This is a genomic window from Parabacteroides sp. B2-S-102 (assembly GCF_023656665.1).
GTDB classification, from domain to species: domain Bacteria; phylum Bacteroidota; class Bacteroidia; order Bacteroidales; family Tannerellaceae; genus Parabacteroides; species Parabacteroides distasonis.
Genome location: NZ_JAMOKM010000001.1, coordinates 541,732 through 554,483, shown reverse-complemented (window position 1 = coordinate 554,483; position 12,752 = coordinate 541,732). Strand labels below are relative to the sequence as shown.

General features: G+C 45.7%; 10 protein-coding genes. 6 read left to right on the top strand and 4 right to left on the bottom strand.

Annotated features, from left to right (window positions below; genetic code table 11):
• Positions 1-9 precede the first annotated feature (9 nt).
• The 4 genes from NBH07_RS02335 (at position 10) to NBH07_RS02320 (ending at position 5,893) form a co-directional block, all read left to right on the top strand.
• On the top strand, positions 10-1,593 hold the full coding sequence (locus NBH07_RS02335) for a DUF3857 domain-containing protein (protein WP_005856854.1): 1,584 nt from the start codon (positions 10-12) through the stop codon (positions 1,591-1,593).
• Between the two features lie 101 nt (positions 1,594-1,694).
• Positions 1,695-4,208 (top strand): beta-N-acetylglucosaminidase domain-containing protein, encoded by a 2,514-nt coding sequence (locus NBH07_RS02330; RefSeq protein ID WP_005856852.1) that lies wholly within the window; start codon positions 1,695-1,697, stop codon positions 4,206-4,208.
• Between the two features lie 168 nt (positions 4,209-4,376).
• Positions 4,377-5,015, top strand: a complete 639-nt coding sequence (nth, locus tag NBH07_RS02325; protein ID WP_008772131.1) for an endonuclease III — start codon at positions 4,377-4,379, stop codon at positions 5,013-5,015.
• Complete coding sequence (locus NBH07_RS02320; protein WP_005856848.1) at positions 5,012-5,893, top strand: hypothetical protein; 882 nt, start codon at positions 5,012-5,014, stop codon at positions 5,891-5,893. Before nth ends, NBH07_RS02320 begins: the two co-directional genes overlap by 4 nt.
• Here the strand turns inward: NBH07_RS02320 and NBH07_RS02315 are convergent.
• From NBH07_RS02315 to murB, 4 genes are all read right to left on the bottom strand, one after another.
• Positions 5,890-6,996, bottom strand: coding sequence for a Wzz/FepE/Etk N-terminal domain-containing protein (locus NBH07_RS02315; protein WP_005856846.1), 1,107 nt, complete (start codon positions 6,994-6,996; stop codon positions 5,890-5,892). The genes NBH07_RS02320 and NBH07_RS02315 overlap by 4 nt on opposite strands.
• Positions 6,997-7,002: 6 nt before the next feature.
• The gene (locus NBH07_RS02310) at positions 7,003-9,381 is read right to left on the bottom strand and encodes an SLBB domain-containing protein (RefSeq protein WP_005856843.1); all 2,379 of its coding nucleotides are present in this window, start codon (positions 9,379-9,381) and stop codon (positions 7,003-7,005) included.
• 118 nt (positions 9,382-9,499) lie between these two features.
• Positions 9,500-10,255 (bottom strand): MBL fold metallo-hydrolase, encoded by a 756-nt coding sequence (locus NBH07_RS02305; protein ID WP_005856841.1) that lies wholly within the window; start codon positions 10,253-10,255, stop codon positions 9,500-9,502.
• Entirely contained in the window at positions 10,255-11,268 is a 1,014-nt protein-coding gene (murB, locus tag NBH07_RS02300; RefSeq protein WP_005856839.1) for a UDP-N-acetylmuramate dehydrogenase, read from the bottom strand. Before murB ends, NBH07_RS02305 begins: the two co-directional genes overlap by 1 nt.
• Positions 11,269-11,368: 100 nt before the next feature.
• On the opposite strand from murB, the gene NBH07_RS02295 reads away from it, so the two are divergent.
• Together NBH07_RS02295 and NBH07_RS02290 are read left to right on the top strand one after the other, a co-directional pair.
• Positions 11,369-12,205: a hypothetical protein gene (locus NBH07_RS02295; protein WP_005856838.1), complete on the top strand. Its 837-nt coding sequence runs from the start codon at positions 11,369-11,371 to the stop codon at positions 12,203-12,205.
• A gap of 183 nt (positions 12,206-12,388) precedes the next feature.
• On the top strand, positions 12,389-12,673 hold the full coding sequence (locus NBH07_RS02290; RefSeq protein ID WP_005856836.1) for an HU family DNA-binding protein: 285 nt from the start codon (positions 12,389-12,391) through the stop codon (positions 12,671-12,673).
• Positions 12,674-12,752: the final 79 nt, after the last annotated feature.

Below are 12,752 nucleotides of genomic sequence, written 5' to 3'. Positions count from 1 at the left end.
AGAAAGACAATGATTAAGATAACCTATAAACTGATTCTTCTCCTAAGCTTGTTAGCGATGACGGTTACTTCATTCGCCGCATCGGAGGCTGAGTACGGGAAAGTATCGAAAGCTTGGACCTTGCATGCCGACGGCAGCCAAGAATATCGATCCTCCATGGAGTTGACGCTCTTCACGCATACCGCGATGAATAGCACGTATGGCGAGAGTTTTATCGTCTACAATCCCGATTTCCAAACACTGAAGATTCACTCATCCTATACGAGGCAGAAAGACGGTACGATCGTAAAGACACCCGATAACGCCTTCGTGGAGGTCCTGCCCCGTTTCGCCGCCGACGCTCCGGCCTATAACCAACTCAAGGAAATGGTCGTGGTACACACTGGCCTAGAACTTGGGGCCACGATTTACTTGGATTACTCTATTATCACAAAACCGGGCTACTATCCGGCTCTGGATATCAACGAGCGACTACAAGAGACCTCTCCCGTGAAGGAATGCAAGGTCTCTATTTCCGTACCGGAAGGGACCCCCTTGGCTTGCGGTCTATACGGCTCCCCCGTAAAAGCCGTGGAAGAGAGCCATGACGGTATAAAGGAGGTACACTGGACACTACGGAACATTCCCGCTTCCTCCCGTGAGGCTTTCCAACCAAAGAACCGTGAGGCTTCACCCCACTTGGTAGCCTCTACCTATCCTTCAGGTAAAGCGGCCTTAGCCACTTTGGATAAGCGCTTAAAGGAATCGCAGGGATACGAGAGCAAAACCTTCGCCCAATTCCTCACCGATAAAAGCGGTAACGAACAAGAGAAGGTGAACATCATCCGAGACCATATACTCAACAATCTCAGTACCTGTCCTATCCCCATGGCGATGACCGGCTATACCGTCCGTGACATCGATACCGTTCTCCGCAGTGCTTACGGTACGCCGCTAGAGATCGCACAGCTCTTGAACGTGATGTTGAATGCCGCCGGAATCCCGTCGGAAGTCCTCGCCGTCTATCCCGGCCATCTCGATACGGACGCTTGCGGGCTGGCTGCCATCCAGACACTAGCCGTAAAAGCCACTGTCGATGGGAAAGATCAATACCTATCCGCCTCCCCGCTGACAAATCGTGGCGGACTAGATAAGGTAGTCTCCCTCTCCGGAACTTCCATTGAGATTGAGACCACACCTATTCAGATTAAGGAAAGTAGATCCGTGGCCATCTCCGCCGATCAAGCAAAAGACGGTTTCGCCATCTGCGTATTGCCAGCCATCTCCGCTGGAATCGATAGCTGGGGCATGAGTGCCTTGAACAGCAAGCGTTCCAACTTATTCGAACTCCCCTCCCTAATCAGGGAAGAGGTAACATACACGGTTACTCCCGCCGAGGGCATGAAGTTGCAGACCTCCACAAAAGAGCAAGTGATAAGCAAGCCTTTTGGTAAAGTAACCCGCACGATCACTCCGAAAGGAAATACGATTGAGGTGGTACGTACGATCGAGTTGAACAAGCAACAGTTCACTCCCGCCGAATACAGCGGCGTGCGTAGCTTGATCCATGAATGGACAAATCCGGATAACCGGGTATTGCTATTCTCCCTATAAGATCTAAATACGGAGGGCACGGAACAAATCTGTGTATTCCGTGTGCTCCGTGTTTAATTATTTCATACATTTACGAACGTTAACATTAAATCATATCGTATATGAAGACACTAAAGTATTTACTCGCCACCATGCTCCTTCTAGGCGTTTGTAACCTAACGCATAGCCAAAAGCTATCCCTAGGAATCTTCCCCGAGCCCCAAGAGGTGACTATTTCCAGCCAAACATACGCACCGTCCCATGGATATACCCTACGGGGTATAAATAATCCGGACGCAGATGCGGTCAAACTACTTAAAGAAGCGCTACCTTTTGCTAAATCCGGCAAATCTCTCCCTTTAGAGATCAAGAAGCTAAAAGACAAAACTCCGGAAATGCAACGCTCAGGTGCCTATACGCTGACGATCACTAAAAAAGGTATCATGATCGGGATCGTAGACGATAATTCCTTGTTTTACGCCGCCCAAACCCTCAAGCAATTAGCTAAATATGACGAGGGTAAGAAGATCCTGCCTCTCTGCTCGATCAAGGACTATCCGGACGTATTATTCCGGGGTACCGTGGAAGGATTCTACGGACAGCCTTGGAGCCACGCCGACCGTATCGAGCAAATCCGCTTTTACGGAAGGATCAAGCTGAACACCTATATCTATGGTCCGAAAGATGATCCTTATCACAGCTCCCCCAACTGGCGCAAACCTTATCCCGCCGAGGAAGCCGAGCATATCAAGGAACTAGCGGAAGAGGCCACCCATAACAAAGTAAACTTCGTTTGGGCCATCCACCCGGGACAAGATATTCAATGGAACCTGACAGATAGCATGAACATCCTTTCCAAATTCGAGAAAATGTACGATTTGGGCGTACGCTCTTTCGCCGTTTTCTTCGATGATATATCCGGAGAGGGAGCCCGCCCGGAAAAGCAAGCCGGCTTATTGAATTACATCCATAAGGAGTTTATTACCAAGAAAAATGACGTGCAGCCCCTGATCATGTGCCCTACCGAATACAACCGCTCATGGGCTAAGACCGATTATCTGGATATCCTCGGTACCCAACTCGACCCCGCTATCCAAATCATGTGGACCGGAGACCGTGTCGTAGCCGATATCACGAAAGAAGGCGTCGAGTGGGTAAACAACCGTATCCGTCGTCCCGCCTATATCTGGTGGAACTTCCCCGTAAGCGATTATTGCCAAGATCATTTGTTGATGGGACCCGCCTACGGCCTAGATACGCAAGCCGCCGGCACCATGACCGGATTCGTATCCAATCCTATGGAATACGCCGAGGCTTCCAAGGTCGCTATATTCGGCGTTGGAATGTACACTTGGAATATCGAGAATTACGATCCTACACAGGCATGGAAAGACGCTTGCGACTTCATCATGCCGGAGGCCTCCATGGCTTTCCGCATTTTCTGCGAGCATAACTGCGATCCGGGTCCGAACGGACATCAATACCGCCGGGAAGAGTCCGCTAACTATGTGGCTCCTATCCAGACATTCCTCGCCGGATATAAGAAAAACACGTTCCCGGAGCAAAGCGCGAATCTTCTGGGAACCTTATTCGCTCAAATCACGGCTTCCCCGAGTATGATCTATAGCCAAAGTCCCAATAAACGCTTGATCGAGCAAATCAATCCATGGCTTATCCAATTCGAGTTCTTAGGAAAAGCCGGAACAAGCGCTCTGCATATGGCGCACGCTTGGTATGAGAAAGACCGGTCTTATACGTGGCAACGCTATCTGGAAACATCCGCTTTGCTAGATAGCATGAAACTGATAAACCGCACGCTGAACCAGAAGGCGCAGCCTAAAGGCGTGAAAGTCGGATCGAAAGTCTTACACCCTTTCATCGTAGACTTATACCGCCAGACAGGTCGTAACCTGCTATCTACGGACGGTATCGCCCCGGACGAGGTGAAGGTTAGCATCCCTTCCATATTCACGAATATCGACCAATTAAAGAGCCAGCCTTGTGCCGAGGGTGACAATACGGTCGGTTACGTTCCCCTATTCGAGGTAGTCAAGGTACAACCTAACCAATATCTGGGTATCGGCTGGGAAATCCAGAAAGAAGCGGAATCCTTCTGTTTCAATCTTCCGAAAAGCAACCAACCCGGACGGGTATTCGAGTGGTCCGCCGACGGAAAGAGCTGGAGCCTAATCCCTCATGTCTCCACGGAAAACGCTAAAGATACGATCCGCACCATCGACCCGAAAGCCCGTTATATCCGTATGCGAAATAACTCGGATCAGCAAATGGAGCTATACGTACTAGGATTCACGGCGACAACCAAACAAGACCCGCAAATCAATGAGGCTCTTATGATGTACGATATGAACCTAGATACGTATAAGAACTTGAACCCGGGAGAAATGATTCATATAAAATGTGATGATATCAACGCCGTATCTTTCTTCCTCTCCGGAAGTAACGAGAATCTGGTATCCATCACCGGCCTCTCCCAAGATGGCGAGAAAAACATCGTCTATCAAGGAAACGTAGGCTACATCAAATTAAATAAAACCATGTTCGAGGATTTCTCTTCTTTAGAAATCACCACAATAGGAAAAGAATCTATACATATCCACCAGATCGTTAGGGAATAATAAATAAAAAAGTACCGATTTCTTTCTCTCTTAGATGGAAGAAGGAGATCGGTACTTTTTTATTTATTCGTACAATTCGGGTGTATCTTATTTTTGGCACATCTCCGCTTGTATATTCCTATTAAAAGTTATACCTTTAGGATGCGAAAAACAGAAACCGAAAAAGCAATGCGAAAAGAAGAAAGGTATAAAGGCGTATTAAACTGGTTTAAGGAAAACGTACCGGTAGCCGAGACTGAACTACATTATGACGACCCCTATCAACTATTGATAGCGGTAATCCTATCCGCACAATGCACGGATAAGCGAGTGAATATGATCACACCTGCCCTGTTCGAGGCTTTCCCGACTCCTGAGGTAATGGCGGCTAGCACACCGGAAGTTGTCTTTGAATACATACGAAGCGTATCTTACCCGAACAATAAGGCTAAACATCTGGTAGGTATGGCGAAAATGCTGATAGAGGATTTCAAAGGCGTGGTTCCCTCCGATATTGATGAGCTACAAAAACTGCCGGGCGTAGGAAGAAAAACAGCGAACGTAATCGCATCCGTAGTATATGACAAGCCGGCCATGGCGGTGGATACGCACGTATTCCGTGTCTCCAACCGGATCGGCTTGACCAATAATAGCAAGACACCTTTGGAAACGGAAAAGGAGTTGGTGAAGAACATTCCGGAAGAATTGATCCCCATCGCCCATCACTGGTTGATATTGCATGGAAGATATGTTTGCCTCGCCCGGAAACCGAAATGTGAGGAATGCGGATTAAAGCCTTGGTGTAAACACTTCCTAAAGCAAACATGAGGATCAGCAAGAAAGACATAACGGCATTTTTTGTCTTGTTTCTGGGTACGATCGTATGCGTGAGGTACTTTTACAAGCATATGAACGACGAGCAATTTGTCGCTACGGTAGATCCCTATAGTTTGGTCGTTCCAAGCCCCACGGCAATTTTTGCCATCAATCGTCCTCCTGTATTCGAGAAGATGATACTACCCATGGAGAATATACGCAAGGCGTTCTCAGATCATACCCCCGCTATTTTCCTTTCTTTAATACGGCAAAATCTGGAATTATCGTCTTTCCTAATCGCTTATTATCCACAAGGGGATGTCTTGTACGCCCCTATGGATAGTCATACGGCAGAGCGTATTTTCAAGCAACTGGACGTCTCTTTCACTTTTCCGGCCCAGCAACGAGAGGAAACCTCCGTTCCTGTTAGATATTATCCTGATGTTGATAAGCATTTTCTAGGTTGTTACTACCACGAGGGTATATTCGTAGCGTCCTACAACCGAAGATTATTGGTAGAGACGGTGGAAAGGCAACAGACATACCCCGCACATGTCATTCCGGAACTAACAGATCTGATTCGTAAAAAAGGCAAGCGTGGCGCAATGAATCTCTTCATCAAAAGCGCCCCTTTACATTTACGGGTACAAATGAATGACTCGACGGAGTGGAGAATGAAAAATCAATGGTTGGCAATGGATTTATTCTATAATGAAGGAAGCCTTTGCTGCTTCAACGAGCAACCCTATGAGAAAGCCTTGGAGAACTTTTACCCCAATTTATGCGATACGATAACCACCCGGATCAATCGGCTATTCCCGCAAATAAAAACCACGACACAAGTCAGTCATGACGAGGCCGTGGCATATTTTACGGTTTGCGGGAATTAAGCTCCAGTCTCTTCTTTCTTGAAAGCTGCCACAAACATATCTTTTACGAATAAATATCCGATACATCCGAATAAAGCGAGGAAGACAAAACCGACCAAGATAAGTGCCTTCTTAGGAGAAGATGCTTTCAAAGGTACGGTAGCCGGCTCGATTACGGTATACACCGGAGTTTCTTCCTGTACACGCAATTTATCTTGCTCCAACTTCTGCGCCAACGTATTGTAAACATTAAACGTAAGGGTCATCTCATTCTTCAAACGTTCCTGCTCCGTACGGTAGCTGGAAGAGATAATATTACGGTTGGCATCCTCGAAAGCAGCGTACGCACGTTGCGCTTTATAATAAGCGTCACGTGACTCGCCAAATACCTTCTGGGTAAATTCCAAATCTTGCTTTACTTTCTGCGTACGATAATTCGTAATATAATTCTGGAGGTTTTCCAAAACGACCTTTGTCATCTGAGCGGAAATAACCGGGTCCTGCATCTGTACGGAAGCCGTGATAACCAAGGTCTTCTTGTCCACGGAAACAGAAACCCGCTCCTGCAAGGCCTTCACCACCTCTTCTTGATCCTTTGTCAAATGGTAAGGATTCAAGCCCTCAGACTCTTCCTCGTCACCGGAGATTAAACTCATTACCGCACCCAACGCCTTGAATGGAGCGGAGACAATATATCCCCACCAAGCCTTACGTTGATGTTCACTCATATAATCATACAATGTAGTGCTTAACTCCTTTTCCTTATCGGTAACCTCTACCGGAAACAATTCCAACAGAAACGGGGTACTCTGCACCACATCCGGATACAAATCCGGAGAGATCGCGTCCGCACCGGCAGCGGCATTCAGATTAATCCCAGCCATAGCAGCCAAACCGCCAAGACTAGATTTTTTTGCCGCATCCTGTGTCTCTGGTGCCAATTTCACCGTAGTTGTATATTCCTTGGGAATACTGAAAGCTACAATCAAACCTACTACCACCGCAATACCACAGCCTTTCAATAAGAACTTACGCTCTTTCCACAGTTTTTGCGCCAGTTCGATTAAATCGATCTCCTGCTCCTCAGGTAACTCTTGTCTTTTTATCTCGTTTATCGTATCCATGCCTGATTAGTTTTTAATCATGTTAACAATAGAGGTAATCATCGCAGCCATAGAGGTAGCGGAGCTACTGATACTCATGATCTCAGCCAAGCTTCGGCGCTCACGTTGCGTTTTCGTCGGAACTACGATCTCACAGCCCGGCTCCACTTTCGGATAACGCTTGAAAAAGATAGCGGTACGCTTCGTCGTAGCGACCTTACCATTCATATATATTACGATCGGATACTTACGTGCGATATCATTATAACCACCGGCTTGAGACAAGCAATCCATAACCGACATACCTTTCGTGTAAGTTACGCTGTTCGGATAAGTCACGGCTCCGCTCATCTTCACCGTACTTTGCATCTGCGGGATATAAAGCTCATCGCCGTCACGAAGCACAACGTCATCGATACTACCCGGATTTGCCAACGCTTTCTCTAAATCAATACCTACGGAATAGTCCTTCACATTCATCAACGCTACACCGATGGAATCCCGGCTTTGCTTATTCGCCTCACTTAAAGCCAGAAGGGTCTCCATGCGTTTCAATTCATCTTCTGTCAACTGACGTTTCAAGCTAGCACCTTTTACATAAGACTCTGGGGTAACTCCTCCCGCTTTCGCGATAATATCACTCAAGCGAGCGTTCTTCGTAGCCAATACATAGCTACCGGCAAAAGTGATCTCGCCGTTCACCTTCACGACCTGTTGCTCATGATACCCCGGGGAGAAACGAACATAAACCTCATCGAACGGCTCCAATGTGAAGATCGTATCTCCCGCATTCAACTTGAAGTCCTCACTCAACGAGAAGTTATATACATCGGCGATCCGGTTGACATTCTGATTGGAACTAGGATCCTTCACACGACGGGCTACCTCTACATTAATAGAAGAAGCGGACTCTCTTAAACCACCTGCCATCATGATAGCGTCTTCTATTGTCAAATTATGACGATACGGAAGCACCGTATCCGGATAATTCACGGCTCCGCCAACCTTGATCGTATAAGGTTCGCGCAAATCGAATAGGGAAGGAATGCTTAATTGGTCTTCCGCTTGCAACTCCACATCTGGAGCGGTACCGTTCAAGATACCACGAATATCCACGGCGATCATCGTAGTCGTGAAATCCGGATTCAAACGGGTAATCAAGGCACGGCCGGCGAACTCGTCTCCTTTAAGACCCGCGGCCTGTTTTACCAATTGCTTTACCGTACGAACCGACGGACTTAACTCATATTCTCCCGGACGCCATACAGCTCCCGTCACGACCAAACGATTCTCATAAAAAGGAATAACGGAATCTACCTGCAAAGAATCGCCATCCTGCATCACGAAAGAAGCGAACTTATCCTCCGAAACCGTAGAGATCTGGTAACGACTATCTGATTTACGCTTCACTTGTACGTCCTTCGTATAAGCGTCGCCGGTAAATCCGCCGGCCATATCCAGCAATTGCTTCAAGGTCTCGCCCTTGCGCAACTCGAAAATACGATTACGTTTCACCTTACCTCGAACCACCGCTAACTGGTCGTACGGGCCTACCATAATCATATCGTTCTCTTCCAAACGGACATTCGTTGTGTACTTTCCGTTCAATAAATAATCATATACGTCGAGATTAGCGATTTCCTTGCTATTACGATATACCTTGATGCTACGCAAAGAACCAATCTTATTCACACCACCGGCGGCATACAACGCATTAAATAATGTGGCGAATGAAGGTAATGTATACGTACCGGGAGCGACTACCTCGCCGACAATATTCACCTTCATGCTACGAATCTGGCTCAAACTGACGGAAACAAAGGTATTCCCCTCTCCCGAACCAGACAGCGTAGACATAATCTGGCTCAACTCCTGACGCAGACGAGTCTCAGCGCCAGCGATCGTCAATCCACTGACCGACACCGGACCTAAATTTGGTACAAGGATCGTACCGTCCGGAGAGATCTTTAATTTCAAGTTTAGCTCGGAATCTCCCCATACATTAATCAATAACTCATCACCAGCGGAAAGCACATAATCCTTAGGTGTAGGGATGTTTAAATCTGGGGCAAAAGATAAGTTCTTGTTTGAGAAGATTTCATGCCCGAATACGGTATTCTCCATGGCTGAAGCAGGAAGATTATTTCTACGTTGGGCTTCTAAGGATTGTCCTTCATCGATTACCGGCATTACCCGGTCGCTAACCTTCGCATCGGTAGCGGTAGCTTGAGATCCGACAGATCCCCCTTCTTGTTTCATACGCTTGGCTAATTCCTGCTGTATCTGCGTATCCGACATTCCAGCGGCTTTCGCCTTGTCAATCAAGTCTTGCGGAACCTGCGCATACACAGATCCCGACAGCAATAAGCAACATACGCATAGTACGTTCTTAAACGATAAATTCATACAGTCTATTATTGTTTTTTATTATATACCACCCCTGCTATAAGCGACTAACTTAAAAAAAGCAGCTATTCTCTAGATTTTCAGCTGGCAAAGATAAAGAATCTTTTTAATATATGGCTTAAAAAGTCACCGTTAATCCATCATATGAGTAATGTACATGCGGAGGCAACTCTTTTTCAACGACCGCATGCAACCCTATGCGATGACTCATATGGATTAAATAGGCCTCCTTGGGCTGGATACGGGATATATTCGCTAAGGCTTCCTCCAGACTCTCATGCGATTGATGCTCTCCTTTCCGAAGAGCATCAATAACCAATACATCAAGGTTTTCCAACTTAGCGTACTCCTCTTCCGGAAGATATTTAAGGTCGGTCAAGTAAGCCATATTGCCGATACGGAAACCTAAGATCGGCAGCTTAGCGTGCATTACACGAATGGGAGTGATCATGACACCGGCGGCCTCAAACGGTTTCGTCCCGATCGTATGCAATACCAAATTAGGCACTCCCGGATATTTATGCTCCCGGAACACATAAGGAATGCGAGTTTTTATCGCCTCCACGACATTGTCTTCCGCATAAATATCCACATCTTTATACCGACCAAAAGGACGTAGATCATCTAAGCCACCTACATGATCGTAGTGCTCATGGGTTACTAAAACGGCGTCAAAATGGTAAATCTTATTGGTTATCATTTGCCAACGGAAGTCCGGACCACAATCGATCAATATCCGTTTCCCTTCCGTCTCTACCAAGATCGAGGCCCGTAGACGCCAATCACGGGGGTCTTTACTAGTACATACCTCACATTGGCAACCTATCTCAGGATTGCCCGTAGACGTTCCTGTTCCTAAAAAAACGATTTTCATTATCCGACATATTTAACCTCAGGCATAAGCTCTATACCGAAACGATCTTTTACGGCGGTACGAATGCTCTCCGCGACCAACGCGATCTCATCCCCCCGGGCATCTCCTAAATTCACTAATACCAACGCTTGTTTCTCGTAAACACCTACCGACCCATGGTTTTTACCCTTAAACCCACATTGCTCGATCAACCAACCGGCCGGAACCTTGATCTTTCCTTCCGAAGCGGGATAAGACGGGATTTCCGGGAATTGCTTTTTCAATTTCTCAAAATGCTCTGCCGTAATTATCGGGTTCATAAAGAAACTGCCTGCGTTGCCTAATACTTCAGGATCGGGAAGCTTCTGCCTGCGAATTGTTATGACAGCCTCACGGATCGTTTCCAAAGTAACTTCCGGATATTTCGTCAACTCCTCCTTTAAGTTCCCATAATTAACTGAAAAACCAGGGTTCTTGGATAGTCGAAGCGTGATATAAGTTATGATGTGGGGGTCATGATGTTCATTCTTGAAATAACTATTACGATATCCATATTCACAATCCGAATTCGTAAAAGTCCGTTTCTCGAATGTCAACTGGTTATAAGCCTCCACGCTCTCGATCACATCCTTGATCTCCATGCCATAAGCCCCGATGTTCTGGATAGCGGCAGCGCCCGCCTCACCGGGTATTAAAGAAAGATTCTCTATACCTCCCCAACCTTTCGATACGGCGTATGCCACGACATCATCCCAGATCTCCGCAGCCCCGACACGAAGCGATACATACTCGTCCGTTTCCGCCGAGATAGAAATCCCCTTGATTCGGGAATGGATGATAATACCATTATAATCGTTGATGAACAATAGATTGCTCCCGCCTCCTATATGCAAGGATAAACATTCCTGAAAGTATTCATCATGTAAGATTCGTCGCAACTCCTCCTCCGTCTCATACTCCATGAACCAACGTGTCTTTACCGGAAGATGGAACGTATTGTGTTTCTCCAACGAATAATTCTGCTCTATTCTCATCGTCTATTTTATTTTTAGGGCAAAAGTAGTCATAAATAACTCATCCGCAAATTATGTAGTTCCGGATTTTTTCAGTAGATTTGTATATAGAGTTGATCGTATGGATGAGAACACATCCGGCATATCCGGTGAAATACAGAAGATGATCCTCGACAAGTTAAACACGTTCAATCGAGGAAAAACGTCAGACAAAGGGCGGTATTACATTCTTTTGCCTACCTCAAAGACCTTATATTATACGCTTTGGTTCTTTACACCTTCGGCCACTTATCATCCGACAGTCTATTTGGCGAATCTCGACTTGAATGCCATCAGCTCGGTGAATAAGGCAATTAAGATGGTAAGCAACTCCTTTCTACCTTTATTTATAACGACAGATATCAAAGACTCTCCCGATAATGGAGACGATATTATTTCTTTCGGTAAATACAGAGGATACCATTTGCATGACATCTATACGATCGATCCCCGATACGTCGTTTGGATAGCCGATAAATATGAGCCTCACGTAAAAAGCGAGATGCGTTTTAAAGAGTTAGCTGTGACCTACAGTAAAATCTATCTCGACCTACAGACCCGTAAGAAATATAAAATGCCTGTAAGCCGCTTTGTAGGAACACCGGGAGAAAAATTGAGCGATTTAAAGTTAACAATCACAAAAGTCCGCATAGAAGACGATTCTTACAAGACACAGATTATCCGTGGTACCGAATATTTCTATGTAGATCAATTGCTCACGGCCGTGGACATCGCCGGAAATTATTTCTTATTGAGGATAAAAGCGAAAGATCGTAGTCTTACCACGCAAACGTTACCACCGGGCGCTCATGCTTTCCAAGTAGGGGAAAAATTGACTTTGACTTCCGCTAAGGTCTTAAAACATATAGAATCCCGTACTATCAAGTACACACGAATCGGGTATATCAAGATTCAATAAATGTTTCGAAATTCGCAAACTAACACATTATTAACATTTTTTGTTCTTAAAAATGTAACAAACATCTGTAGGCCTTGTTTAATAAGAAACTCAAATGCAAATGTATCTTTGCAAAACGTAACTATAAAACCAGCTTCAAAGTGTACATTTGTAGTGTTTAACAATTTAAAAAATTTGCATTTTATGAACAAAGCAGAACTTATAGAGGCTTTAGCAGACAAGACCGGGTTACAAAAGCAAGAAGCAAAGAAAGTATTGGATGCTTACATCGAGATCGTAACTGAGCGTATGTCCGAAAATGAAGAAATCGTACTTGTCGGATTTGGAACATTGATCCCAAGACCGCAAACACAGCGTCTTGCCAGAAATCCTAAAACAGGTACTCCGGTAATGATCCCCGCTCGTACGACCGTAAAATTCAAACCGGGTAAATTCCTCCTTGAGGCGATGAATGCCCACCTGAAATAATAAAGTAACCGAAAACGTAGTAAAAATATCCCCGGTAAGGGGATAAAAAATCATAAGTATGAAATCTTTCATTTATAAG